Annotated in this window: 24 protein-coding genes; 8 read left to right on the top strand and 16 right to left on the bottom strand. The window is 65.8% G+C overall.

Going from position 1 to position 25,403, the window contains the following annotated elements; all coding sequences use genetic code 11:
- Nucleotides 1-2 precede the first annotated feature (2 nt).
- Nucleotides 3-842 (bottom strand): pyrroline-5-carboxylate reductase, encoded by an 840-nt coding sequence (gene proC / locus ACSU1L_RS13995; RefSeq protein ID WP_439256186.1) that lies wholly within the window; start codon nucleotides 840-842, stop codon nucleotides 3-5.
- Nucleotides 843-914: 72 nt separating this feature from the next.
- Between proC and ACSU1L_RS14000 the strand changes: the two genes are divergently transcribed.
- Nucleotides 915-1,226 carry a hypothetical protein gene (locus tag ACSU1L_RS14000; protein ID WP_438255559.1) on the top strand — a complete coding sequence of 104 codons (312 nt, stop codon included), beginning with the start codon at nucleotides 915-917 and terminating at the stop codon, nucleotides 1,224-1,226.
- A 62-nt stretch (nucleotides 1,227-1,288) separates the two neighbouring features.
- Here the strand turns inward: ACSU1L_RS14000 and tadA are convergent, their stop codons facing one another.
- Nucleotides 1,289-1,744 carry a tRNA adenosine(34) deaminase TadA gene (gene tadA, locus ACSU1L_RS14005; RefSeq protein ID WP_439256187.1) on the bottom strand — a complete coding sequence of 152 codons (456 nt, stop codon included), beginning with the start codon at nucleotides 1,742-1,744 and terminating at the stop codon, nucleotides 1,289-1,291.
- Nucleotides 1,745-1,851: 107 nt separating this feature from the next.
- Between tadA and ACSU1L_RS14010 the strand changes: the two genes are divergently transcribed.
- Entirely contained in the window at nucleotides 1,852-1,998 is a 147-nt protein-coding gene (locus tag ACSU1L_RS14010) for a hypothetical protein (protein ID WP_439256188.1), read from the top strand.
- A gap of 52 nt (nucleotides 1,999-2,050) precedes the next feature.
- A complete protein-coding gene (upp, locus tag ACSU1L_RS14015; protein ID WP_438255562.1) occupies nucleotides 2,051-2,683 on the top strand; it encodes a uracil phosphoribosyltransferase in 633 nt (210 codons plus the stop codon).
- Nucleotides 2,684-2,746: 63 nt separating this feature from the next.
- Here upp and ACSU1L_RS14020 read toward each other — a convergent pair whose 3' ends face one another.
- Genes ACSU1L_RS14020 through nadE form a run of 3 tightly spaced genes read right to left on the bottom strand, consistent with a single transcriptional unit; the run spans nucleotide 2,747 to nucleotide 7,367 of the window.
- The gene (locus tag ACSU1L_RS14020; protein ID WP_439256189.1) at nucleotides 2,747-2,953 is read right to left on the bottom strand and encodes a VOC family protein; all 207 of its coding nucleotides are present in this window, start codon (nucleotides 2,951-2,953) and stop codon (nucleotides 2,747-2,749) included.
- Between the two features lie 6 nt (nucleotides 2,954-2,959).
- Nucleotides 2,960-6,493: a TM0106 family RecB-like putative nuclease gene (locus tag ACSU1L_RS14025; protein WP_439256190.1), complete on the bottom strand. Its 3,534-nt coding sequence runs from the start codon at nucleotides 6,491-6,493 to the stop codon at nucleotides 2,960-2,962.
- Nucleotides 6,494-6,539: 46 nt separating this feature from the next.
- A complete protein-coding gene (gene nadE / locus ACSU1L_RS14030) occupies nucleotides 6,540-7,367 on the bottom strand; it encodes an ammonia-dependent NAD(+) synthetase (RefSeq protein WP_439256191.1) in 828 nt (275 codons plus the stop codon).
- A gap of 114 nt (nucleotides 7,368-7,481) precedes the next feature.
- Between nadE and ACSU1L_RS14035 the strand changes: the two genes are divergently transcribed.
- Entirely contained in the window at nucleotides 7,482-8,435 is a 954-nt protein-coding gene (locus ACSU1L_RS14035) for an aldo/keto reductase (protein WP_439256192.1), read from the top strand.
- Between the two features lie 26 nt (nucleotides 8,436-8,461).
- On the opposite strand, the gene ACSU1L_RS14040 is transcribed toward ACSU1L_RS14035, so the two are convergent.
- The 5 genes from ACSU1L_RS14040 to ACSU1L_RS14060 all read right to left on the bottom strand — a co-directional run bounded on the left by ACSU1L_RS14040 (nucleotide 8,462) and on the right by ACSU1L_RS14060 (nucleotide 15,328).
- Complete coding sequence (locus ACSU1L_RS14040; RefSeq protein ID WP_439256193.1) at nucleotides 8,462-11,443, bottom strand: AAA family ATPase; 2,982 nt, start codon at nucleotides 11,441-11,443, stop codon at nucleotides 8,462-8,464.
- Complete coding sequence (locus tag ACSU1L_RS14045) at nucleotides 11,443-12,612, bottom strand: exonuclease SbcCD subunit D (RefSeq protein WP_439256194.1); 1,170 nt, start codon at nucleotides 12,610-12,612, stop codon at nucleotides 11,443-11,445. The genes ACSU1L_RS14040 and ACSU1L_RS14045 overlap by 1 nt, the downstream gene beginning before the upstream one ends.
- A gap of 58 nt (nucleotides 12,613-12,670) precedes the next feature.
- Nucleotides 12,671-14,167 (bottom strand): MFS transporter, encoded by a 1,497-nt coding sequence (locus tag ACSU1L_RS14050; RefSeq protein ID WP_439256195.1) that lies wholly within the window; start codon nucleotides 14,165-14,167, stop codon nucleotides 12,671-12,673.
- Nucleotides 14,168-14,494: 327 nt separating this feature from the next.
- Complete coding sequence (locus tag ACSU1L_RS14055; RefSeq protein WP_439256196.1) at nucleotides 14,495-14,962, bottom strand: DIP1984 family protein; 468 nt, start codon at nucleotides 14,960-14,962, stop codon at nucleotides 14,495-14,497.
- Nucleotides 14,963-15,019: 57 nt separating this feature from the next.
- Entirely contained in the window at nucleotides 15,020-15,328 is a 309-nt protein-coding gene (locus ACSU1L_RS14060; protein WP_438255571.1) for a GNAT family N-acetyltransferase, read from the bottom strand.
- Nucleotides 15,329-15,655: 327 nt separating this feature from the next.
- Here ACSU1L_RS14060 and ACSU1L_RS14065 point away from each other — a divergent pair, with 327 nt between their 5' ends.
- The 3 genes from ACSU1L_RS14065 to ACSU1L_RS14075 all read left to right on the top strand — a co-directional run bounded on the left by ACSU1L_RS14065 (nucleotide 15,656) and on the right by ACSU1L_RS14075 (nucleotide 17,817).
- Nucleotides 15,656-16,369: a winged helix-turn-helix domain-containing protein gene (locus ACSU1L_RS14065; protein ID WP_438255572.1), complete on the top strand. Its 714-nt coding sequence runs from the start codon at nucleotides 15,656-15,658 to the stop codon at nucleotides 16,367-16,369.
- Between the two features lie 213 nt (nucleotides 16,370-16,582).
- On the top strand, nucleotides 16,583-17,539 hold the full coding sequence (locus ACSU1L_RS14070) for a DNA-3-methyladenine glycosylase family protein (protein WP_439256197.1): 957 nt from the start codon (nucleotides 16,583-16,585) through the stop codon (nucleotides 17,537-17,539).
- Nucleotides 17,540-17,607: 68 nt separating this feature from the next.
- Nucleotides 17,608-17,817 (top strand): hypothetical protein, encoded by a 210-nt coding sequence (locus tag ACSU1L_RS14075; RefSeq protein WP_438255574.1) that lies wholly within the window; start codon nucleotides 17,608-17,610, stop codon nucleotides 17,815-17,817.
- 9 nt (nucleotides 17,818-17,826) lie between these two features.
- Here the strand turns inward: ACSU1L_RS14075 and ACSU1L_RS14080 are convergent, their stop codons facing one another.
- The 4 genes from ACSU1L_RS14080 to ACSU1L_RS14095 all read right to left on the bottom strand — a co-directional run bounded on the left by ACSU1L_RS14080 (nucleotide 17,827) and on the right by ACSU1L_RS14095 (nucleotide 21,664).
- Nucleotides 17,827-18,582, bottom strand: coding sequence for an iron ABC transporter ATP-binding protein (locus ACSU1L_RS14080; RefSeq protein ID WP_438255575.1), 756 nt, complete (start codon nucleotides 18,580-18,582; stop codon nucleotides 17,827-17,829).
- Entirely contained in the window at nucleotides 18,579-19,622 is a 1,044-nt protein-coding gene (locus ACSU1L_RS14085) for an iron chelate uptake ABC transporter family permease subunit (protein ID WP_438255576.1), read from the bottom strand. The genes ACSU1L_RS14080 and ACSU1L_RS14085 overlap by 4 nt, the downstream gene beginning before the upstream one ends.
- On the bottom strand, nucleotides 19,615-20,601 hold the full coding sequence (locus tag ACSU1L_RS14090) for an ABC transporter permease (protein ID WP_438255577.1): 987 nt from the start codon (nucleotides 20,599-20,601) through the stop codon (nucleotides 19,615-19,617). The genes ACSU1L_RS14085 and ACSU1L_RS14090 overlap by 8 nt, the downstream gene beginning before the upstream one ends.
- A gap of 70 nt (nucleotides 20,602-20,671) precedes the next feature.
- Nucleotides 20,672-21,664 carry a siderophore ABC transporter substrate-binding protein gene (locus ACSU1L_RS14095; RefSeq protein WP_439256198.1) on the bottom strand — a complete coding sequence of 331 codons (993 nt, stop codon included), beginning with the start codon at nucleotides 21,662-21,664 and terminating at the stop codon, nucleotides 20,672-20,674.
- A gap of 84 nt (nucleotides 21,665-21,748) precedes the next feature.
- Between ACSU1L_RS14095 and ACSU1L_RS14100 the strand changes: the two genes are divergently transcribed.
- Nucleotides 21,749-22,507, top strand: a complete 759-nt coding sequence (locus ACSU1L_RS14100) for a siderophore-interacting protein (protein ID WP_439256199.1) — start codon at nucleotides 21,749-21,751, stop codon at nucleotides 22,505-22,507.
- 50 nt (nucleotides 22,508-22,557) lie between these two features.
- Here the strand turns inward: ACSU1L_RS14100 and ACSU1L_RS14105 are convergent, their stop codons facing one another.
- Nucleotides 22,558-24,015, bottom strand: coding sequence for an MFS transporter (locus tag ACSU1L_RS14105; protein WP_439256200.1), 1,458 nt, complete (start codon nucleotides 24,013-24,015; stop codon nucleotides 22,558-22,560).
- An 11-nt stretch (nucleotides 24,016-24,026) separates the two neighbouring features.
- A complete protein-coding gene (locus tag ACSU1L_RS14110) occupies nucleotides 24,027-25,367 on the bottom strand; it encodes a M20/M25/M40 family metallo-hydrolase (RefSeq protein WP_439256201.1) in 1,341 nt (446 codons plus the stop codon).
- Nucleotides 25,368-25,403 lie beyond the last annotated feature (36 nt).

A 25,403-nucleotide genomic window follows, 5' to 3' on the forward strand; every position in this document is an offset into this window, starting at 1 on the left:
GCTCAGTTCCCGGCGGCCATCTCCCGTGCACGGGCCAGCGCAGCATCGGTCGCGCTGGCGAAAAGCTCGTCGAGGTGCGCGTCCTGAAGCACGGCGATGGCCCGCTCCGTGGTGCCCTTCGGGCTGGTCACACGGCGGCGCAGCTCGGCGGGGGTCTCGCCGGATGCCGCCAGCAGTGCGGTCGCTCCGATGAATGTCTGCTCGGCCATCAGACGCGCATCCGCCTCATCGAAGCCCTTGCCGATCGCTGCCTTCGTCAGCTCTTCGATCAGGAGGAACACATACGCCGGCCCAGAACCGGAGATCGTGGAGAGCGCATCGATGCGCTCTTCTGGCACCTCGATGACCGCGCCCACAAGCTCGAACAGTCGGCGCACCACCGCGAGGTCATCAGCGGATGCGGCCGCGCTGGCCGCGAGGCCGGTCACACCCTTGCCCACGGTCGAGGGCGTGTTCGGCATCGACCGGATCACGCTGACGTCCGGCCCGAGGTGCTCGGCGAAGGTCGCCAGGGTGACGCCGGCGGCAAGGCTCACGACAATGGCATCCTCGCGCAGAGCCGGCGCGATCTCGCGCAGCAGATCGGGCACCATCGCGGGCTTCACACCCACGAGGATGATGCGGGCCGACGCCACGGCATCCACGTTGCCGGTCGGGCGCTCCTCCAACGCGACCGCCGTGACATTCTCGAGCTCGGCGAGAGACGCGGCCTTCTCAGCCGTGCGGTTGGTGGCGATGATCCCGCCGTCGACACCGAGGCCGGAGGCGACGACGCCGTGCAGGATGGCGCCTCCCATCGATCCGGCACCGAGGAACGCGAGAGACGGGAGCGATTCAGCCATGCGGCCATCCTATTAGCGGCATCCGCCATCAGGTCCTGGGCATCCTGAGCGGCGCGAACTAGAATCACCGTCATGAGTGCATCTGCGAGCAAACACGACGTGGACCTGATCATCGATGCCATCATCGGATGCCCCGACATCGAGAAGCTCATCAGCCTGAAGACATTCATCGTTGCGCCCGGTGAGTTGCTCGTCGCCGCGAAGATCGCCTTCCCGGCGGAGAAGACCGTGCGGGAGTTGGCCGATCACATCGAAGTGATCGAGCAGCAGATCCGCGACACCGTTCCCACGGCACGCGCCATCTACATCCAGCCCGACATCTACCGTCCAGCGATCGACCCCGAGCCGTCGACGGACGTGTTCGTTCTGAAGTCCGCGGACTGACGTCCGCGACGCCCGCGTCGCCCGCGTCGCCCGCGTCGCCCGCGTCGCCCGCGTCGACAGACTCAGCGGCGCTGCTCGAAGAATTCGCGCAGCAGTGCGGTTGCGGCATCCTTCTGCACACCGGCGACAACCTCCGCACGGTAGGGAAGGCGGCGATCACGCAGAACGTCGTACATCGACCCGGCGGCCCCTGCTTTGTCGTCCCACGCCCCGAACACCACCCGCCCGATCCGGGACTGCAGGATCGCGCCAGCACACATCACGCACGGCTCCAGCGTGACGACGAGGGTGTGCGCTTCGAGGTTCCATGATCCGGTGGATGCCGCGGCCTGCCGCAGCGCCACGATCTCAGCGTGCCCGGTGGGGTCGTGCGTTTCTTCGCGGTTGTTGCGCCCTTCACCAACCACCTGACCTTCGGCATTCAACACCACCGCACCAACCGGGACTTCGCCGTCGGCAGCAGCCTCAGCGGCGAGCGCGAGGGCACGCTGCATCGCACGGTCATCGGAGCGGGTCATGCGTCGAGTTTAGTTCTCGGTCGTGTCGGCATCCCCCTCAGGGCGGATGCCGAAGATCAGCCACCGGGCTGATCCGCTCATCCGCTGGCGTCGGCAAGATTGAAGACATGGAAAACTTCGCATACATCGCCACCATCTCCGCCGGTCCGCTGCTCGTCGCCGTGATCACCACTGTGAACGCTAAGAAGACAAACGCTATGTGGCGTGATCGCCGTAAGGCCCGTATCGCCGCACGCGCAGCGTCCAAAGCCTGATCTAGTGCAATCAGAGTCGTGTCGCAGGCGTGCAGCGCATTACCCTGTAACCATGCGTGTTCACGTCGCCGACCACCCTCTCATCACCCACAAGATCTCGGTGCTGCGCGATGTGCGCACCCCGTCGCCTGTTTTTCGGCAGCTGACGGAGGAGCTTGTGACGCTGCTCGCCTATGAGGCGACGCGCAATGTCAAGGTGAGTCCTGTTGAGATCACCACGCCCGTCACCACCACGATGGGCGTGAAGATCTCGGAGCCGCGCCCGATCGTCGTGCCGATTCTGCGCGCCGGGCTCGGGATGCTGGAGGGCCTAGTGAAGCTGCTGCCCACCGCGGAGGTCGGCTTCCTCGGGATGATCCGCGACGAGACGACGTTCGAGCCGACGACCTACACCGAGCGCCTTCCCGATGACCTCAGCGATCGGCAGTGCTTCGCTATCGATCCGATGCTCGCCACCGGCGGTTCGCTGGGGGCAGCCATTGAGTTTCTCTTCCAGCGCGGTGCGCAGGATGTCACGGCGATCTGCCTACTGGGCACGCCCGAGGGCGTTGCCGCGATCGAGAAGATCGTCGGCGACCGCGACGTGACGCTCGTGCTGGGAGCACTCGACGAGGGCCTCAACGAAAAGGGCTACATCGTGCCGGGTCTCGGCGACGCCGGCGACCGCCTGTACGGCACGGCCTGAGCGCGACCGGGAACACGGCCTGAGCGCGGCCTAAGCACGACCCGGGCGACAGCGCTCCGGCGATCAGCGCAGCGCCCACACTCCGAGTTCATTGCCGCTCGAGTCGGCGAAGTGCAGCCGTCGCCCGCCGGGGAACTCGTACGGTTCTTGCACGATGCGACCGCCCGCCTGAGCGATCGCGCGCGCCGTGGCATCGAGGTCATCTGAATACAAGAGCACGAACGGTCCGCCGCTCGCCCGCGACTCGGATGCGACGAGCAGACCGCCCACTTCTTGTCATGGCGCGACGCTAGCACCGGCCGGCGACATCGAGTCCGCGCGGTCATCCTTCGCACTCTCGTCGCGGTCTGCACCCACCAACCGCGCGAATGCGCTCAGCCGCGCCACGCCCTCCGGCGTGTACGGCAGGTCATCGAGGAGGGCGGGCGAGTGGATGACGAACGAAGCCACCTGCGCTCGTGAGATCGCGACATTCAGCCGGTTCTGCAGCAGCAGGAACTCGGGACCACGCGGCGCATCACGGCCGCTGGATGCCGCGAGCGTGACGATCGAGACAGCCGCTTCCTTGCCTTGGAAGTTATCGACGGTGCCCACCGGGACCCCGGGATACCCGGCAGCGGCAAGAGCGTCGGAGACCAGCTGCTTCTGCGCGTTGTACGGTGCCACGACGATGAAGTCGGACTCGCCCAGGGGCCTGGGAGAAGCGTCCTGATCCATATCGGTGAACTCGCGGCCGAGCAATTCGCCGATGATTCGCACGACCTCGGCGGCCTCTTGTGGGGACTGCGTGGCGTTGCCCCGGTGACGCACCGGGACGATGCGCACGCCGGGTTCAATACTGGCGATGGAGCGTCGTTCGGTGCCGGGCGCGGAAGCGAGCTTGCCGGCATAGGAGAGCTGGGAGACGGGAGCGGCAACTGCCGGATGCATCCGCCAGCTGCGGTCGAGGAAATACCCGTACTCTGCTCGGACGACGGCGTCGCCGTCCATCACCCATCCCAGCGCCGAGGTGTTCACGGGCTCCGGGTGCGCTCCTTGACTGACCTGCGGCAGCTGTTGCGGGTCGCCGAGGAGGAGTAGTCGCTTCGCACCGGCTGCCACCGCGATCGTCGAGGCGATGGAGAACTGTCCGGCTTCATCGATGACCAGCAGGTCGAGCCCGTGACGTTCGACACGGCCGGTGTGGCTGAAGTCCCAAGCGGTGCCCCCGACGACCACACCCTGCTCACCACGTTCAGCGAGGAACGCCGCCATCCCGGGCTTCGGGATCGGGGTGTACGTCGGGTTGCTGTGCTTGTCCTTCGGGGCCTTTGCGACCTGGCCCGGTGGCACACCATCGACGATGACTCGTTCGAGCAGCGTTTCCACGATCGCGTGCGACTGCGCCACGACTCCGACCCGGAACCCGTGCTCGTTCACGAGGCGGGCGATCACCTTCGAGCCGGTGTAGGTCTTCCCGGTGCCGGGCGGGCCCTGTACGGCGAGATAGCTGCGGTCCAGATCAAGAATGCCCCGGACGATCGCATCGATTCGGTCGTCGTCCGCTGCCGGCAACGCATTTCGGGAAACAGTACGCGGCGGGATGCGACGCAGGATGTCGGTCGCGGCGTCCTGCGGGAACGCGGGTGCCTCGGCATGCACCGCATCCGCCCATTCATCGATCGCGCCCTGGAGAGATGCGACACGTGGCGGGGACGCCGGGGTGAGAGCGAGAGGTAACTCATCCCAGGTCTGACCGCCGATTGCCGTCTCAACGACCACGTAGCCGTCGTCCAGCACTTCGAGCACTGTAAGAGTGCGGGCAACATGCACCGCGCGCGACGGTGCTTCCGCATCGAAGGGAGCCGGATACGGGTACAGAGCGAACGGGTTCGACCCTTCGCCCAGTGTCGTGCCTGGTGAGACCTCGCCGCGGATCTCTATTTCACGCGAGGAGACTCGTCGTCCCTCTTCGACACTCCAATCGCGCCGGAGCGTGCTCTGCGCAGCATCGACCCGAACGACGTCGCGGGTCTGGTCCCACATCGATACCGGCTCACGCAGACGTTGGAAGTGGCCGACCCAGAAGCTCTTGGCCTCGCGCGGGAAATAGTCGATCGCTGCCGCGGCGACACGGTGCGCTTCGCCGTCTCCCCCGGCTTCGACGTCACGAGCGGCGTCGGCCAGCAGCGCGACGGAGCGGTGCGATGGCTCATAGACGAGCTCTTCGGGGATATCAGGCGGGGCCGGGTTGACCCCCTTCTGCTTGGCGATCTCGATCAACCAGTTACGCAGCCGGCGGGTGGAGACGCAGTCGTAACGGTTGTAATCGGCCAGGTCGTCGAACACCGCCTGCGCCTGCGCAGCCTCGCCAGCAGCGGAGAGCTCCCGCGCGGCGACGTACTGCACGATCGAGTCATCCCCCTTCTGCACGTCGCTCGTGCGCACGTCCTCGCCCATATAAAGCGGTTCGAGCTTCTTGATGGAGTAGGAACGCGAACCGACACGTACCGTGCGCAGCACCAGCGGGTACAGGTCGACGAACACTCCGTCACGCAGGAGCTTGTCGACGGCCGCTTCACCGGTCCCGTGACGCGCAGCCATCGCCACCAGGTGCGACGTCTCGTACGGCGCGTAGTGGTAGATGTGCATGTCGGGGTGGGCGGCGCGGCGAGCGTTCACAAAATCGAGGAACTGCTCGAGCGCACGCTTCTCATCGGCGAAGGTATGCGCCCACAGCGGCGTGTACTGGTCGTCGTTATCGACCCAGCCGAAGAGGTAGTCGATCCCCCACTGGGTGTGCCCGTCAGGTGCAGGCTCGGTATAGAGCGGATCTCCTTCGAAATCGAAGAAGATGTCACCGCGGCTCGGACGCGGAAGCGTGTTGATGGCCTGCGGATGGTAGACATCGAACACCGGCGCGTCATCGGCGTCTGCCCGCAATTGCAGTCGCGCCTGATCACGGAGAGACTCGAAAGAATCGACGTTCATGCCCGTCGGAGCCTGTACCGCGGCGGCGAGCTCATCGATCGTCTGGATGCCGGCGGCACGCAGTCGTGCACGCTGTACCGGACGCATGCGCGCCACCATCAGCAGGTCTCTGGCGGCATCGACCTGCTCGGTGCAGGTGGCGCAGCGCCCGCATGCGGTGATATCGAGCTCATCGCGCCCATCGCCCCAGGCCAGTGCCTCACCCGCTGGACCGTCAGAAACTCGACGATCGGTGATGATTGCGCGCAGACGTGTTCGACGGACGTGGAACAGCGGCAGCAGATCATCGACGGCGTGCGTGCTGATGGTGCCGTCGCCGAGAATGAGGTCGACTTCGTCGGCACGCGGGATGCCGAGGCGATCGAGCTGGTCGACATATGCCGCAAGCTGCATGAGGGCAGTGACTCGCGCAGTGCGGGCGAGTTTGGAGTCTTGCACCCGCCAGCGGCCGTCGTCATCCTTCAGCAGAAAGTCCGCGAAGCCGACGAACTCGTCGGTGGAGAAGGCGGCTTGGAACACCACCCGCGCATCGGAGCGAAGCGCCACCGTACTCTGTGCCACAGCGGCCGCGAGCGCCGTTGGTTCGGCCGATGAGACCGGGGAAACCTCGTACACGGAGTCGACGCCGAAACGCTGGCGATATGCCTCGAGCACATTCAGTTCGTGCACGTCTCCGAGCCGAGCGGCCCGGGCGAGCGTAGCGTCTTCGGGCTCTTCCACCCGGGGCACACGGCCGAGCTTCGCATCGATTGCGCGTGCCCAGGCGAACTCGCACTCGGCGGCGGCCTTCAGGTCGCTGGCGCTCCAGATAACGCGCTGAGCGTGGGTGTCGATTCGCATGCTTCGACACTAGCCGCGGCATCCGACATCACCGCGGGCGCGCGGCTCAACGAGCGCTGCGCCACCAGGTGTCGTCTGGGGTGACCGGAAGGTGTCTCTTGTGCCGGCTGCCCAGATACTTGGCTTCCACTAGCGCGGCGGTGGCAGCATCCACTGGCTTGCCCTCGAGGTAGTCATCGATCTGCTCGTAGGTCAGCCCGAGTTCGTCCTCGTCGGCTCGTCCCGGCTGCCCGTCGAGCAGGTCGGCGGTGGGCACCTTCATCCAGAGGCGGTCCGGGGCACCCAGCTCACGAAGCAGCGCCTTGCCCTGCCGTTTGGTGAGCCCGGCAAGGGGCAGGATGTCGGCTGCGCCGTCACCGAACTTCGTGTAGAAACCTGTCACCGCTTCGGCCGCGTGATCGGTACCGAGCACCAGATGCCCGTCGTGTCCGGCCAACGCATACTGCGTCACCATTCGAATGCGCGCCTTGATGTTCCCGCGATTGAAGTCCGTCAGTTCTGCGCCGGCCGCCTGCTCGATATCTTCTTCGACACCGTCGACGCCGTGCTGGATGTTGACATCCACGGCGCGGTCGGCAGCGACGAACGCGACAGCCGCGATGGCATCATCCGCGTCATATTGGACCCGGTAGGGCAGACGCACACCGATGAATGATGCCGTACGGCCCGACTCACGCACACGTTCGACAGCCAACTGCGCGAGGCGCCCGGCGAGGGTCGAGTCCTGACCACCGGAGATGCCGAGCACGTACCCGGCAGCGCCTGTTGTCGTGAGGTAGTCAACGAGGAACTGAACCCGGCGCTCGATCTCTTGGCGCGGGTCGATGTCTGCCTGCACGCCGAGTGTCTGTGCGATCTCCTTCTGAAGCGTCATGTCTCCAGTATCGTCGTTGGTTGTTACGAAGCAATGAGGCGATCCCGCGAAGCCGGCAATAGGGTGGCGTACGGCGCTGGTTGCCTCACCAGCGGCTAAGAAAGTGAGCTCCTCATGACTGTTCTCGGCCACAGCGACCTCGATGTGCTGCCCCTCGCGCTAGGCGGCAATGTGTTCGGCTGGACCGCCGACCGCGACGCCTCCTTCGAGATCCTCGATGCTTTCGTCGCCGGTGGCGGGAATTTCATCGACACCGCCGATGGGTACAGCGCCTGGGTACCGGGCAACAGCGGCGGCGAGAGTGAGACGATCATCGGCGAGTGGCTCGCTTCCCGCAAGCCCCGCGGATTGACGATCGCGACGAAGGTCAGCAGCCATCCGGAATTCAGGGGTCTGTCAGCGAAGAACATCCGCGCGGCCGCGGAGGCATCGCTGAATCGTCTGGGCGTCGAGTCGATCGATCTCTACTACGCGCACTTCGACGATGCCGCGACCCCTCTCGAGGAGACGGTCGCCGCATTCGGTCAGCTCGTCCACGATGGCCTCGTCCGTCACATCGCCGTGTCGAACTATTCGGCCGACCGCATCCGCTCGTGGATCGAGATCGCGCAGGATGCCGGCATCGCGCTACCGGTCGCCGTGCAGCCGCATTACAACATCGTGCACCGAAACGACGTCGAGGAGCACATCATCCCGGTCGCCGAGGAGTTCGGGCTGAGCCTGGTGCCCTACTACGCCTTGGCCAGCGGTTTCCTCACCGGAAAGTACCGTTCGACGGATGCTACGAGCGTGAACTCACCGCGTGCCGGCGGAGCATCGAAGTACGCGACGGAGCACGGACTGCGGGTGATCGCCGAGTTGGAGAACGTGGCTGCGGCGCACGGCGCGTCAGTTGCCGCCGTTGCTCTCGCGTGGTTGCGCGAACAGCCGACGGTTGCCGCTCCCATCGCCAGCGCGTCACGTGTGGAGCAGGTGGCAGATCTGCTGGCCAGCACCGCGCTTGAGCTGACCGCAGATGAACTGGGTGCGGTGGATTCGGTATCGGAGTGGAGCCCGGCGAACGTCTGAGACAGCCGGAGTGCGATCCTGCAGACTCAGACTCTGATCCGGCTGGCACCGCTGTCGGTTTGCTCGACGAGAAGCTGAGCGGGAATCTGCTCTTGCATCGACTCGACATGGCTGATGATGCCGACAGTGCGTCCGCCGGAGCGTAGTTCGTCGAGCGTGCGCATGGCCACGTCGAGAGTGTCGCCGTCCAGTGACCCGAAGCCCTCGTCGATGAAGAGCGTGTCGAGTTGAATGCCACCGGCGCGCGCGGTCACAACCTCGGCCAGTCCGAGTGCGAGCGCAAGCGAGCTGAGGAAGGTCTCGCCGCCGGACAGTGACTGCGCGGGCCGGGTCTGGCCGGTGAAGGCATCGAAGACGACGATTCCGAGACCGGATGCCGCGCCACGGGCTGCGAGTGCATCGGAATGTTGCAGCTGATACCGACCGGTCGACATATCACTGAGCCGTCGGTTGGCAGCCGCCACGATCTCTTCGAGTTCCGCGGCGAGGACGAACGTCTCAAGCGTCATCTTGTGCGTGTTTCCGGAGCGCCCGGCGATCGTGTCAGCGAGGCTCTTGAGCACCGCGAAATCGGCCTGCTGCTCGGCGCTGGCGGCATATTCCACTGCGGCTGATTCGATGAGTTCGCCGAGCTGTTCGACGGTGGTCTTCGCTCTCGCGGCGGCGTCGAGCGCGGCCGTCCATGCCGTGCGCGCCGCACGTGCTGCGTCCTCGGGCCCGCCGAGGTCGACCGGAGCCTCGGGAAGCGCGCGCATCTCCAATGCCAGCAGCAGCTCTCGCTGCTTCTCGCGCTGCACGGTGTGCGATGTGATGCGCGAGTCGAGCTCCTGCTGCTCGGCCGCCGGTAGCAGCGCCTGACGTGCGGCCGTGACGTCGTCGAAGTCGGATGCATCGAGCGCCCGCTCCTGCTCGGCCACAGCCTCGGCGTGTGTCGTCGTCCGCCGGGCGCTTTCCTCCAGCGCATCGGCAAGAGCACGAGCAGTTCCGACGTGCGCGGTGACCGCGGCGATGCGCTCAGCGACCGATCCGAAGGGGCCGCGTGCGTCGGCGACGGCTGCCTCAGCCTCAGTGCTGCGCTGGGCGATCAGGGCGAGTGCCTCGCGCGCCTGCGCCAACGCTGCTGCCGCTTCGGCACGGTCCTTCTCAAGCTGCGCCGATCGTGCTGTCGTCTCACGCAGCGCCTGCTCGGCGTCAGCGAGTGTGCCGACGGCTACCTGTGCCTCGGCACACAGCGCTGTCGTAGCGGTGAGCTCATCTTCGGCGACGACGGCGGTGCGGCCTTCCGTCACCGTGTCTACGACGGCCAGCTCGCGCTTAAGCTCTGTTACGCGATCGAGCGCCTCACGATCGCCCTTGGCGGCGACATCACGCGCGGCTTCGGCGGTGGCGACGTCGTCCTGCGAAATGGGATCGCTGTGCTCGGCCGGCGCGGGATGCTCCGTCGCCCCGCACACGGAGCAGGCTTCCCCCGGCACCAGTGCGGTCGCGAGCTCTCCAGCGAAGCCGTCCAGACGGCGGCGGCGCAGCTGTGTGAGCGCAAGCTGTGCATCGTCGAGGGCACTGCTCGCATCCACGAGCGACCGCTCCGCCTGCTTGAGATCTTCCCGAAGCCGCTCGGCTTTTACCGCTGCGTCTCGGCGTGCCACCGCGGCGCTCATCGCCCTGTCCAGGTCGTCGGCTCTGTCGGCGCTGCGCCTCGCGGTGTCTCGCTGTGCGGTCAGCTCGGCGATCCGGGCCGGAAGCTCTGCCCGTTCCGCGTCGCGCGCATCGACGAGCTCGGATGCCGCTACCGCCTGCGTCTCAGCATCCGTCTTCTGCGCAGCGAGGTTCGGGGCGTTCTGCTCGAGCTCGGCTGCGCGCTTCCACTCGCCGCTCTGACTGGTCCGCTGTTCCGCCCATACTTCCAGCGTCTCTGCGGTGACCTCCTCGAGTTCGACCTCTGCCGCAGCCCACGCCTCGCGGGCCGCGCATGCGGCGACCTCAGCCTTCTCACGGTCGCTCGCGGCACGATCGGCGGCGCTGATCGTGCCGCGCAGCGCTTCTGCTGCCCGGGCACGCTGCAGGGTGGTGCGGGCCGCCGCGATCTCGGGCTGTTGGGCGTCCAGCTGCTGCATCGCAACCCTGGCCGCGTCCCTGTTCTGTTGCGCGTTCTGCTCCTCGCGCGCGGTTGTCAGTGCCGCGTCGGCCGCGGTGAGTCGCGTCTCGGCTTCTGCACCTTCGGCATCTCGGCGTTCGAGATGGTACTGGGCGCGCTCGAGCGCAGCCCGAAGCTTCTCGAGGCGCTCCTCGGTGGTTCCGCTGGAAACCTGATCGAGCTCATACTCGCCCCACAGCTGAGTGCTGGTCACCATGCGCTCGGCCTGTTGGAGGCCAGCGTTGACAGCCGCCAGACGCCCCTCCAGGAGATACTCGGCTGAGCGGCGCCGCTCGTCGAATCGCGCCTGCACGTCTTCGAAGCGTTCCGTCGCGAACAACCGGCGCAGCAGCGACTGGCGCTCCTTACTGTCGGCGAGCAGGAACCGTGCGAAACGGTTCTGTGCGAGCAGGATGACCTGCAGGAACTGTTCGCGACTGAGCTGCAAGATCATGTCGAGCTCGCCTGCCACGTCCACAGCCCGCGCCGCGATACCGACCCAGGTCTCGTCGACCCACTCTTCGAGGGCGACGGCCGACACCTGCTTGGTCATGCCGCCACCGCGTTTGGCCGGACGCAGATACTCCGGCGAGCGCGTCACCCGGAATCGTCCGGCAGTGGTGCTGAATTCGATGACGACCTCGCTGATGTCGTCCGGAGCGCAGTGGTCGCTGCGCAGGCGCTTGTCACCGCTTTCGTACCGCGGAACGCCCCCGTACAGGCCGAAGCAGACAGCATCCAGAATGCTGGACTTACCCGCGCCCGTGCGCCCCGCGATGAGGAAGATGCCATCGTCAGCGAAGCGGTCGAAGTCGACGATCTGCCGGTCGAGGAACGGCCCGAACCCCTCGATCTCCAGCCGATGCAGACGCACTAGACGAGCGCCTCTGCGGCAACGCGTTCATCGAGGATCTCGTCGATCAGCTCGCTTTCGCGTTCGCTGGCCCCGTGACCTGCGCGTACGTGCTCGAGGAAGGCCTCGATGCGCTCGGTATCGGTGACGGCCGTCTTCAGCCGGTCCGAGTACGAGCGCTCTTCGGTTTCAGCTGCCCCGACGGGCGCGTGCTGCACCATCGCACAGTAAGGGAATCGCTCTTTCAGGCGCCGCATCGGTTCGGCCTGTGGGAGAGTGTCGGTGTAGACGGCGCAGACCCAGTCGTCGGCGTGGGCTGCGACGTTCTCGGCGGAGAGGATTTCGTCGAGCGCTCCGGTCAGCGTCACGAGCCTGCGCGGTACTGGCAGAGCGAGCCACTGCGCGGACACAGCCCCCACGCGGTCGATGTCGACGAGCCAGGAACCGCGCTCCTTATGCTGCTCGCCGAAGCTGTAGTGCAGCGGAGCCCCGGCATATCGCACGCGTTCGCTGAGGGTCTGTCGCCCGTGGATGTGGCCGAGTGCGACATAGTCAGGTCCGTCGAACACGTTCAGCGGTACAACGTCGAGCCCGCCCTGACGAACCTCGCGTTCGAGGCCGTCGGTCGCCTCGACGCCAGCCGCGAAGCAGTGTGCGATCGCGACCGAACGCCCCGCACGCGACGCCAAATCGGCTCGCACCAGACCCATGGCGTGCGCCATGGTCTGCGCCTGCGTGCGCAGGGTGACCTCGGGCCAGTGCTGTCGCACGATCGCTGGCTCGAGGTACGGGATGCCGTAGAAGTGCACGGGACCATCTGCATCGTCGATCGTCACCGGCCGACCGATCGCGAGCGGATCGGTCATCACATGGATGCCGTCACGCAGCAGCTGCGCCTGGAATCCCAGCCGGGCAGCAGAATCGTGGTTCCCGCTGGTGACGATGACGCGAGCGCCCGTCTCATGCAGCGCGACGAGCGTGTTCCCGAGCAGTGTGTACGCGGGGCCTGCCGGAGTCGCGGAGTCGAAAACGTCGCCGGCGATGATCACGACATCCACTGGGTTTTCAGAGGCCGAGAGCTCAGCCACCTGCCGCACCAGCGCCGACAGCACATCAGCCAGCGCATCCATGGTCGAGTTGCCATGGAACGTGCGGCCGATGTGCCAGTCGGAGGTGTGCAGGATTCGCATATTCACACCGTACGGAGCGCCGCGGACATTCCCTCAGAGGCGTGCCGTGGCATCCCGATCAGTTGGCCAGTGCGAGGGTGCCGGTGTCCTCGGAAACGGGGCCGTCCTCGGAGACGGATTCGTCCTGCGTCATCGGCTCGCGCGGCAGGAGATCCTCCTTGCGCCCGCGCACCATGGTGAACGCGACGACGGATGCCAGCACCATACCGACCGCGGCGGCGAGGAAAACTCCGCCGTAGCCGTTCGTGAGGACGTCTCGGCCCACCTCACCCTGGGCGTGACCGCCGATGATCGCGGCGTAGACCGCCGTGAAGATCGACAGACCCACCGATCCACCGATCTGCATGGCCGAGTTGGTGACGGCGGATGCGACACCCGCATCGTGCGGCTCCACCCCTGTGAGGGCGACATTCTGCAACGGGATGAAGACGAACGCCATTCCGAGGCCCATGACCAGCAGCGCCGGGGCGACCTGCACGAAGTAGTTGCCGTCGGCAGTGATGAACGACAGATAGACGAGCGCCCCCGCGACGACGAGAGGACCGCCGATGAGCATCGGACGCGGGCCGACCTGACCGAGCATCTTCGTCGCGAATCCGGCCAGCACCATCGTTCCCAGTGGCAGCGGCAGGCTGGCCACTCCGGCCTCGAGCGCTCCCATACCGAGCACGATCTGCAGGTGGAAGGTCAGGTACAGCGTCGCGCCGATCATGACGCTGCCGGCGACGGCCTGAATGAGAAACGCCCCGCCGCGCACCTTATTGGCGACAACGCGCAGCGGCAGCAGCGGGTTCGAGACCTTCGCCTGAACCCACACGAACGCCGCGAGGATGATGAGCCCCAGCACGATGAAGCCGATCGTGAACGGGTTGGTCCAGCCCGTTTCCGCGAGGCTGAAACCGTACGCGAAGGATGCCAGGCCAGCCGTGACCAGCAGCGCACCCCACAGGTCGTAGCGCTTGTCGCCCGCCGCTTTACTCTCGGTGAGGAACAGCGCGCCGCCGATGATACCGACAGCGCAGAAGAACAGGTTCACCAGCAGACACCAGCGCCAGTCGAAGAACTCGGTGAGGAATCCACCGAGCACCATGCCGACGGCCGCGCCGGTGCCGGCGACCGTTCCGAACACGGCGAAGGCGACGTTGCGCTCCTTGCCGGAGGGGAACAGCGTGGTCAGCAGTGCGAGCGCGGCCGGCGCCAGCATCGCGGCGAAGACGCCCTGCAGCCCGCGACCGAGGATGAGTTCCCACCCGGCGGTCGCCAAGCCTGCATACAGCGACGCCAGGCCGAAGCCGATCATGCCGACCATGAACGTGCGCTTGCGGCCCCAGTAGTCGGCGATGCGTCCGCCGAGCAGCAGCAGCGCCCCAAAGGCGAGGGCGTAGGCGGTGACGACCCACTGCCGCAGATGATCATCCATGTTCAAAGCGATCTGCGCCTGCGGCAGAGCGATGTTGACGATGGTGCCATCGAGGACGACGACGAGCTGGGTCAACGAGATGACGAACAGGGCCCACCATTTGGCTTTGGGGCGGGCGCGCAGGGTCTGAGACATGAAAATACCTCCGGTGTCTGGTGAGGATGCCGGAGGTTTCAAGCCTCGGACCAGCTTCCGTTCAGAGGCTGACCGCCTCAGCTAACGGTGCTGAGCAGAGTTCCATTGTATCTGAGGCCAAGCTGTGGATTCGAGCCGGAAGGTCCCCTGACCCACCCTCACCGCGACGATCGACACGTGGTCATACAGTGTGCGCGTTGCACTTTCACCTGTGCGGCGTGCGGGGCTGCGCGATGCGAGATCTGGACTGCCCTCCGCCCTACAGGAGCCGGAATTGACCCTCCGGCAGGGCTTGTGCCCGCTTCGTCGTGGCTACCGACTTCCGCTCTATTCCTCCAGGTCGTGCGTCCAGTTGGCCTGCTGAATCCGATTGTCCAGCTCGCGCAGTTCCTGCGCGACGCCGTCGGCCGCCGCGCGCACTTCTGAGACAGGGAGCGCTGCGATCTGCCGCAGCTCTGATCGCATCTGGCGCATGCCGACGGAGTTGGTTCCGGATGCTGCGGCCGCAGCATCCGCCAATAAAGAATGCTGCAGGCGCAGCACATCGCGCGCGGCGAGCGCATCGGTCATTGTCCCGTCCGCGCCGAGGGAGAGCCGGGAGTTGGTCGCGTTGATCCGCCGGATGAGATCGCGCAACTGACCGAGGTCGGCTTCGGCTTCACCCAGCAGTGCTGCGGCATCCTCTGCAGGCTCCTCGCCCTCCTGGTAGCGGGCGTTCGCAGTGATGCGTGCGCGCAGCTGTTCGAAGCGGCGCTGCAGGTCTGCTCTGGCCGTCAGTGCCTCAGCGAGTTTCATGCCCTCATCTTTGCAGATGCCACACGATGCGTAATAGAAGGTCACACACCTGAGCGCTCAGCGCCGGCGCAGCAGCCCGGCGTGCGCGGGGTGCTGCTCGAACCACTCGGCGACGTACCAACAAACCGGGTCGACCTTGCGATCGCCGCGGTTCTCGATATCGGCGACGGCACCGGCGACCACACGGGCAGCATGCCCGTTTCCGCGGAAAGTCGGGATGGTGAAGGCTCTGGTGAGCGCGATCGTCGCCCCGTCGTCGCGATAATCAAGAGCGCTGACGAGCACTCCGTCTCGGGTGAGCGTGTAGCGCGAAGCATCCTTTTCGTCGGTGAGAAGGAAACCGTCAATCATCGTGGATTCACTCATCTCTACACGGTAGGCCACACCGACACGCAGGGACTCGTTTTGACACGAGACGACATCGTCAGTAATAATCCCCCCATGACCACCAACGCGCGCCCTTTGTCCGCCCAGGAGGCGAACAGGACTGCCGGGATGATGATGCCCGGCTGCGTTGGCATGTGTTGCCGAATGTGTAGCTGACCCCAGCCAACCCGTCTGGCTCGACGGAATCGCCATCTGCGAATTCTGAGCCCCCGAGCATCCACCCCTTGTGCTCGTTCCCGGCCTTTCCGGTCATTCATGCAACACATCAGAGCTGTATCAGCTCACCCTCACAAGGACTTCATCATCATGTCGAATACTGCACTCCTCGAGCGTCCCGTTACTTCCGCCGCGCACCTTCGTGCCGTCCAGCCGCCGGCAGTGTCTGCCGCCGTTGCGCCGACTGCCGCTGATCTTCCCGCCACCCGTTCGCCGCGCGGCTTCGCCCTCTACGTTGGTCTCGACGAGATCAAGGCCGCCGAAGCCGGTGTGAGCCTGCCGGTGCTTGTCGACGCACTGCGCCGCACGCTCGCCGAGCTCGCTCCTGGAGCTGAGACGCACGCCACCGTCGCCCTCGCACCGCACGGTGCCGGTGGACGCGACCTCGATGTCGTCCGCCTCGCCCTGCAGGAACCGGGCGCGATCGCCCGTTCCAAGGCGGCCGAGGATGAGGAGCAGGACGAGAACTACGGCGTTACCGTCGACATCTCCCGCAAGCGCGTTCTGATCGACGGCGATTCCGCTGCGTTCACCTACAAAGAGTTCGAGCTGCTGCAGTATCTCGTTCTGCGCGAAGGCCGCACGATCGAGCGCACGGAGCTGGTTTCTGCGCTCTGGCAGTCGCCGGATGACGAGACCCCTGGCGAGCGCACCATCGACGTGCACGTGCGGCGCCTGCGCGCGAAGCTCGGCCGTTACGAGGACATCGTGCGCACCGTCCGCGGTGTCGGCTACCGGTTCGACCGTCACGCCGATGTTGCCATCCGCTACGGACACGGCACGCCTTCGCCCGACCGCTTCTGAGGCTGTCTGCGGGCAGTTCGACCCGGCATCCAGCCTGATCGGCCAGTCCGCCTCCTCGACCATAACTCCTGAAGATTGGGCCGCTCGGAGCGAAAACCGGCCGGATCCGGACCGTTCCAGCCCAAAGTTCAGGAGTTGTGCACCAGGGCCACGGCAACCGGGGACGGTGCGACGGCAACGAGCACTGTCAGAGACCGGACGTAGGGTATCTGCATGACCACGACAGCGGATGCCACGGCCCCCGCTGCCGCGTCGGCCCCGCCGTTGACCACGGCGTATCGGCCCCCGCACCCGCTGAACATGTTCCGCACGGTCCGCGCTCTCATGCGCGGACCGAAAGATCCGACGATGCTCGTCCACGGCACCACGCTGTGGCGTGCCTCGCGCACCCCGCAGGGCATCGCGACGTTGGCACTGCGGCAGAGCACGGAGGGCGTGCATGCCACCGCCTGGGGTCCTGGTGCTGAGTGGGCCCTGACACAGCTTCCGGCGCTGTGCGGTGCCGACGACGATCCGGCCGGCTTCGACGCATCGCTGCATCCGCTCATCGCCGAGGCTGCGCGCCGTCACGCCGGGCTCCGCCTCACCCGCACCGACCTCGTCTTCGACGCCTTCGCGAGCGCCGTCATCGAGCAGAAGGTGACGTCGTTCCAGGCGTTCGGAGCCTGGCGTGTGCTCGTCACCCGCTTCGGTGAGCAGGCCCCCGGCCCGACGCCGCGCGCGATGTTCGCACCGCCGACCGTCGCCGGCTGGCACGGCATCCCGTCATGGGACTGGCATCAAGCCGGCGTCGAGCCGCCGCAGTCACGTGCGCTGGTGCGCGCGGCCGAACGAGGGCAGCGCATCGCCGATGCCGTGCTCGCAGCTCCCACCGGCGCCGATCGCGACCGTGTTCTCACCAGCCTGCCGGGAATCGGCCCCTGGACCGCATCCGAAACCCGCGTGCGCGCCCTCGGCGATCCGGACGCCGTGAGCGTCGGTGACTACCACCTCGCCCACGAGGTCGGCTTCGCACTGACCGGCGCACGCGCCGACGATGACGGGATGCTGGCGCTCCTTGAGCCGTGGGCAGGCCACCGCCACCGGGTCATCCGCCTCATCCTCGCCAGCGGCGTACGCGAAGCACGCCGTGGACCGCGCCTCGCACCCGAGGACCATCGCCGGCGCTAGACGAATCCCTCGCGCCAACGCCACGCCGCACCACGGCACGGAAACGCGCTTCCCCCTATGCTGGGGCCATGGCGGCAACGAAGAAGCAACGCTGGACCTGGCTCGGCGGCACCATCGCGCTGTTCATCCTCGGGTTGGTGATCGGGTTGGTCCTGCAGAACGTCTGGCTCGGGCTGCTGCTCGCGCTGATCGTGTCGCTGATCTGGCTGATCGCCGCGGAGTCCCGCAAGGGCGGAAACAGCGGCGTGAACGACGAGTCTCGCGGCATCGAACTCTAAGCGCAGCCCTCAGTAGTAGACCGCAAGCCGCCCGCGCGGACCGTCGATCACCTGTACTGGGGTGTCGAAGACGTCGCTGAGCACAGCATCCGTCATGATCTCGTCCGGTGCACCGAACTGCACGACCTTGCCGTCCTTGACCGCACAGATGTGATCGGCATAGTGTCCCGCGAAATTGATGTCGTGCAGCACGATCACGATCGTGCGTCCGAGCTCAGCAGCCGCGCGCCGCAGGTGCTGCATCATCTGCACCGAGTGGCGCATGTCGAGGTTGTTCAGCGGCTCATCCAGCAGCACGTAATCAGTGTCCTGGGCGAGCACCATCGCGACATACGCTCGCTGGCGCTGTCCGCCGGAGAGTTCGTCGAGGTACCGGGTCTCAAGATCAGATAAACCGAGGAACTCGATCGCCTCGCTGATCACCCGCTCGTCCTCGACGTTGAGCCGCCCCTTCGAGTGTGGGAATCTGCCGAAACCGACGAGCTGGCGAACCGTGAGTCGGGTGATGAAGTGGTTCTCCTGGCGCAGCACCGACACGATCTTGGCGAGATCCTTCGAGGGCGTGCTGACGACGTCGTACCCGCCGATCTCGATCGTCCCCTCGTCCAGGCCCAGCAATCGACCGATCATGGTCAGCAGTGTCGACTTGCCGGCGCCGTTCGGCCCGACCAGGGCAGTGACTCCCCCGGCCGGAATCTGCAGGTCGACGGGACCGATCGAGACGGTGTCGCTGTACTGCTTGCGGACGTCGGTAAGACTGATCACAGTCGACCCTTTCTGAGGATCACGATGAGGAAGAGCGCGCCCCCGACGAGCTCGATGATGATCGAGACGACGCCCTGCGCGTAGAAGAGGTGCTTCATCACGAACGATGCTCCGGCGAGCACGACGAAGCCGGTCAGCACGGAGATCGGGAAGATATACCGGTGGTCGTATGTGTCGGCGAACTGGTAAGCCAACGTCGCCACGAGGAATCCGAGGAACGTCATCGGTCCCACCAGCGCCGTCGACACCGCCATCAGAATCGACACCAGCAGCAGCACGCGAATGAGCTCACGCCGATGGTTCAGCCCGAGGTTTGTCGTGATGTCCTTGCCGAGCGCGAGCAGGTTGAGTCGCTTGGCGTTCATCCAGAGCAGGATGCCGGCCACCAGGCACAGCGGGATCGCAATGGGCAACTGCTCAGGGTCGGCGTTGGAGATGCTGCCGAACATCTGGGCGGTGAGCACGTCGAACTCGCTGGGTGTGAGCAGGCGCTGCATGAACGCCGACACCGATCCGAGCCCGCCGCCGATGATGATGCCGATCAACAGCATCACCTGCAGGTTGGCGTAGCGACCCGAGAGCAACCACCCGTAGAGCAGCACTGACAGCGCGACCATCACCACGATCTGCAACACGAACTGGGCGTTACCCTGCAGCATCACGAGTCCGGTGACCCCGAGGAAGTAGACCGCGGCTGTCTGCACGGCGACGTACAGCGCCTCGAATCCCATGATCGACGGGGTGATGATGCGGTTCTCGGTGGCAGTTTGGAAGCTGACCGTCGCGATCGCCTGGCAGAACGCGACGACCAGCATCACGATGATGCTCGTGGTGCGCATCTGCGTGATGCGCCAGAATCCGTCGGTGCCGAAGGGCACCGGGTTGTCCCACACCAGGATCCCGATGGCGAAGAATGCCGCGAGCGCGATCAGGATGCCGAGGATCGTGAAGTATCTGCGCCTGGCGCGTCCGCTCGGCAGCGGGCCTGAACGGCGCTCGGCCAGCCGCGGGGCGCGTGCGGAATCGACGGCCCTAAGCACGACGGCGCTGTTTCAGCAGAAGGGCGATGAACACGAGCGATCCGACGACACCGAGGATCAGTGAGACAGGGACCTCGAACGGCATGATGATCGTGCGACCGATGATGTCGCACACTGTGACGATGGCGATGCCGAGCAGGCAGACCCAGGGCAGGTTGCTGCGCAGATCGTCTCCGCGGATCATCGAGATGATGTTCGGCACGATCAGTCCGAGGAACGGAAGGTTGCCTACGATGACGGTGACGACACCGGTGGCAACCGCGATCAGGGCGGTGCCCAGCAGCACGACGCGGTTGTAATTGAGGCCGACGTTGGTGGAGATCTCCTCGCCCAGGCCAGCGACAGTGAAGCGGTCGGCGACGATGAAGATGACGACGCCGACGATGGCCACGATCCACAATGCCTCGTATTGTCCGCGCAGCACCGAGGTGAAGCTGCCGGCGAACCAGACGCCGAGACTCTGCAGCATGTCGGTCTGCAGGGCGATGAAGGTGGATATCGAGCCGACGACCGCGCCGAGCATGATCCCTACGATCGGCACGATCAGAGACGAGCGCAGCGACACCCGCCGCAGGAACAGGAAGAAGACCATCGTGCCGATGAATGCGGCGATGATCGCGCCGGTCATCTTGGGCACGATGCCGGCCGTCGGGAAGATGATCATCACGGCGAGCAGTCCGAGGCCCGCCCATTCGGTGGTGCCGGTGGTGGTCGGTTCGACGAAACGGTTCTGCGTCAGTAGCTGCATCACCAGACCGGACATGGCCATCGCCGCTCCGGCGAGCATGAGGGCCGCGGTGCGCGGGATGCGAGTGATGGCGAACATCTCGGCGCCGTCATCCGCGCCGAAGATGTCGTAGACCCCGACGAACAACGACACGACCAGCAGCAGAGCGACAACGACGATCCCGATCACGAGCTTGGGGTCGAAGAGCCGACCGCGCGTTCGCGGCGTCGGGCTCAGAGTCGTTCGCATCATGGTGTTTCTCTTATTGTCTCGCAGGTGTGGGGGCGGTCGTGCACGCACCGGCCCCACACTTGCGCTGAGATCAGTTTCCTTCGAGTGCGTCCGCGAAGGATTCCAGGAACTCGGTGTAGGTCTGGATGCCCTCGTTCGTGTAGGTGTCAGCGGGCATGTAGATGATGTTTCCCTCGACGACGGCGGTGACCTTGGCCAGTGCCTCCGAGTTCTCGAGGACGTCAGCGGCGGGCGAGAAGTTCGGGTCGTCAGCGCCGACTGCGGCATCCCGGTCCATCACGAGGATCCAGTCCGGGTTGGAATCGGCGATCGCCTCGACGGCGATGTCGTCACCCTGGTGGTCGTCAGTGGCTTCAGCAACCTCAAGCGCAGGAGTGAGTCCGGCGAAATCGAAGACCGGGCCAAGCGTGCGTCCGACATGCGGGGCGATGTAGCCGATCTCTCCGCCCGAGGTTGTGACGGCCATGACGGTTTCCGCGTCGTCGTATGCCGCCGCGACCCGCTCGATGGCCGCGTCCAGGGCGTCGTTGAGGGCCTTCGCTTCGGCCTGCTTGCCGAACACTTCGCCCAGGATGGTGGTCTGACGCTTGAGCTCTTCCTCGAACGGCTCGCCCTCGCGCGGGTCGAGTTCGAGCACGACGGCATCCGGCGCGTACGAGACGAAGTCGTCGTGGAACTGCGCGAAGCGCTGGCCATTGATGATGAGGTCGGGCTCGACCGCGACGACCGCTTCGAGGTTCGGCTCGCGGTGGCTGCCGAGGTCGATGATCGTCTCGTCCTCCGTGTAGGAGTTCGTGTTCGGCATGAGCGAGACGGCAGCCGCGGTCAGTTCGACGCCCCATGATTCGAGCGTCTCGAAGGTGCGGTTGTCGGTTGCGACGATCGACGCGAGCGGAAGGTCGATCGTGTGCTCACCGTTGTTGTCTTCAACCGTCACCGTGGTCGGCTCGTCTGCGGAGCTGGGCGCTTCGGCTTCTGCGGCAGGGCTCGCTGCACAGGCTGCGAGTGTGAGTGCGGACACGAGGACGAGGGATGCTGCGGCCAGCGGGCGTCGTGAAGACATGAAGCTCCTTGTACGGAAGAGAGGGGATCTGGCGGCTAGGTAAGGCTTACCTCAACTGCTCGTTATGTAGGCTAGCCTAACTTTATGGCCGAATCGAAATCTTCCTTCTCTCTGGAGCGTCATCCACTCGATCTGCACTTCCGGGTCGTCACGCTCACGGCACGGGAAGAGGTCGCGCCGAACTACGTACGCGTGCGGTTGGAGGGCGATGATCTGTATGGCTTTGCCTCCCCCGGCAGCGATGATCACATGCGCCTGTTCTTCCCGGACGAGATGCCGGACACCGTCGAGGAACTGCGCGCTGCCCCCAGCCGCGAGTACACCCCACTGGTGTGGGCCGAGAACTGGCTCGAAGTCGAATTCGCCGTTCACGGAGGCGAAGGCGTGGCCTCAGTCTGGGCAGCCAATGCCCCCATCGGCTCGAAGATCGGCGTGGGCGGCCCCCGCGGATCAGCGGTCATCACCGGCACACCCGGCTCATGGTTCCTCGCCGGCGACGAGACGGCGATCCCGGCAATCCGCCGATTCGCGGCGCTGATCGAGAATCAGCCGGCACGCATCGTCATCGAGGTGCGCGGCTCAGAGGACGAGATCCCGCTCGATGCTCCCGTCACGGTCGAGTGGGTGCATCGTGGAGATGCGCCGGCCGGGTCTGCGCTCATCTCCTTCATCGATGGCGTGACGGATGCTCCGGGCGAAAACCCGTTCGTCTTCATCGCCGCCGAGCAGCAAATCGTGAAGCCCGGACGCGCTCTGCTCGGGCGCTGGGGCGTCGACCCGAAGCAGGCTGTTGTGAAGGGCTATTGGAAGCGTGACGAGCCGGAGTATCACGCTCCGCATTGACGCTGCGGGCCTGAGGCTGCGGGCCGATGAGCCGGCGGAGGGAACCCGGCTCAGGGCGCGGGCGATGCAGCCTCTACGGCACGGTCGGTGAAGGCCTGCTTGGGCACGAATAGCAGCAGCACCGCCGCGGCGAGTGCGGTGGCACCGCACACTGCCCACACCGTGAAGTAGCCAGCCAGCGAGCCCGCCGTACCTTCGGCTCCTGCAGCCGTCCCGGCGACTCCGCCGAGCAGCGCGATACCGAACACACACGAGGCGATCGCCCCGCCCACGGTTTTGACCGAATTGGTCAGCCCCGTGGCGACGCCGGTCTGCGTCGCCGGTGCAGCGGATGCCGCAGCCGCCGGCAACGCCGCCACGAGCGCTCCGGAGCCGAGGCCGACAATCACCATGTTCGTGATCACCTGCGCATAGGTGTCGTGGAACGGCAGGAACAACATGAACCCGATGCCCACCAGAACGGATGCTCCGATGAGAGCGTTGCGCGGTGTCGCAAGCCGCGCAACCACAGGGAACAGCAGCGCACCGGCGATCATGCCGATCAGGTAGATGCCGATGATGAGCGAGGTCGCAAAGCCCGACGTTCCCAGTCCGTAGCCGTAAACAGTGGGATCGGTCCGCGCAAAGGTCGACAGCGGTGCCTGCGCTCCGAGCACGCTGACGCCGAACAGACCGGCGGTGAGGAATACCGGACCGAGCGCGGGCGAGCGGAACATCCGCACATCGATCAGCGGGTCATCGTGGCGCAGTTCCCACAGCACGAACGGCACGATGAGCAGCAGCCCGAGCACGACCACGGCCCACGACCAGACGTTGACGAGACCGCCATCGAGGCGCAGCAGGCTGAGCCCGCCGGTGAAGCAGATCAGGGCAATCGAGATCAGTACGAGCCCGACGGTGTCGAGCACGCCGCCGGTGGATTCCGGTGATTCCTTCACCCCGAACAGGATCACGAAGAAGCAGACCACGACGAGCAGGGCGGGAATCAGCAGCACGATCGTCAGGGGCAGCACGTCGATGAGCGCACCGCCGATGAGTGCTCCGGTGATGGCTCCGGTTTCGAGCGCGGCCACGAGCAGTCCGGCTGCACGCGCCGTGATGATCGACCGACCCTCCCTGCGGCGCGCCCGCGACCAGATGAGTGCGATCTCCAGGGGCAGCCAGACGACGTAGAAGCCCATGAGCGTCCATGCGACAAGGAACACCCAGAACGATTCCGTGAATGGCAGTGCCAGCGCGGCAGCTGCCGTGAGAGCCGTCGAGATCAACAGCATCCGCTTGTGCCCGACCATGTCGCCGAGTTTCGCGAAGGCCGGCACGACGAGCGCGGAAAGCATGAGCTGTGTGCCTTCGAACCAGTTCACGTCGGCGTCGTGAATTCCGAGGTGGCGCGCGATGTCGGTGAGCATCGGCGTGTAGTAGCCCTGCAGGACGCCGCTGGTGAACTCGACGAACGCGAGGAACCCGACGATCGAGGCGAGCGCGCCCAGGGTGACAGTACGAGACATCTGCGGTCCGTTCAGTTCAGGTTCTGAAGCAGTGCGCGGTGGAAGATCTCGCCGCGCTCCAACGTTGCGATCTCGACGCTCTCATCGACACCGTGGATCGACGCACGCTGGGCGTTAGACATCTCCAGCGGCGCAAAGCGGTAAACGGCGGGCGAGTATCGGTGAAAGTGCCGCGAGTCTGTCGCCGCCATCATCACGTACGGAATGGGCTGCACTCCGGGGAATGACGCTTCCAGAGCTGTGCCGAGCAGTGCGAACTGAGCATTGTCCGTGGGAGATTCCGGAGACGGTTCGCTGCCCTCGAGAACCTCCACGGTCACGAGCGGGTCATTGATGCGTTTGCGCACGCGCGCGACGGCGCCCGCGACGCTCTCCCCCAGCGCAATGCGCAGATTGACGGTCGCGGATGCCTGCGACGGGATGACGTTGGCCGCAGTTCCGCCGGACTGCATGGTCGCAGCGACCGTGGTGCGCACCATCGCGGCGGGCTCGCCACCGAGCGCCGCGAAGACTCGGGCGGTGAGAAACGGCACCCGACTCAGCACTTTCAGCAGCAGTCTCGAGGGCCCAGTAGCCTGCTCGGCGAATTGCGCCAGCATCCGAGAGATGGCTTTCGGAGTGCGGGGGCGGAAGGTACCGGGACCGAGCCTGTTCACTGCCCGGGCGATGCGCCGGACCGCGGTGAGCGTGGGCGGTGCAGAAGCATGGCCACACTCGCCCCGGGTACTGAGGTTCAGTGTGAGGACGCCCTTCTCGCCGACGCCGACCATCGCGGCGCGGCCCTGCACGAATGAGAGAGGGGCGTCGACGACGGCGCCGCCCTCGTCGAGCACGAGCCATGGCACGACTCTGCGGTCTTTCAGGACCCGGGCGATTTCGACGGCTGCCGCGCCGAAGGTCTCTTCGTTGCCGCCGAAGGAAAGGTAGACATCACGCGCGGGCACGAAGCCTGCGGCAAGGAGGTTCTCGACGGCCTCGAGCACGACGATCAGCGGTCCCTTGTCGTCGAGGGTTCCGCGCCCATATACGAAACCGTCGGCGATGACGCCGTCGAAGGGCGGGTAAGTCCAATCGTCACTCTCATCGACGGGGACGACGTCGTAGTGCGCCATGAGCACGAGCGGACCATCGGATGCCTCGGCGCGGCCTTCCCAATGAAACAGCAATCCGAACTCGGTGTGCCGCTCGAGCGCGAGCTGTGCATGCGTCAGCGGGTACAGTTCTGCGATCAGTGTGACGAAATCCTCGAACGGCTGCGCGCCGCGCTGCTCCAGTTCGGCCGACACCGTCGGCAGGTGAATCATCCGAGAGAGCCGGTCAGCGATGCCCGGCCGCGCTGTCACTGCAGTCATCGAGCCAGACTATCCGGTGCACCGCCATGATTCCGG

This window comes from Microbacterium sp. A94 (genome assembly GCF_051842855.1).
GTDB lineage: Bacteria > Actinomycetota > Actinomycetes > Actinomycetales > Microbacteriaceae > Microbacterium.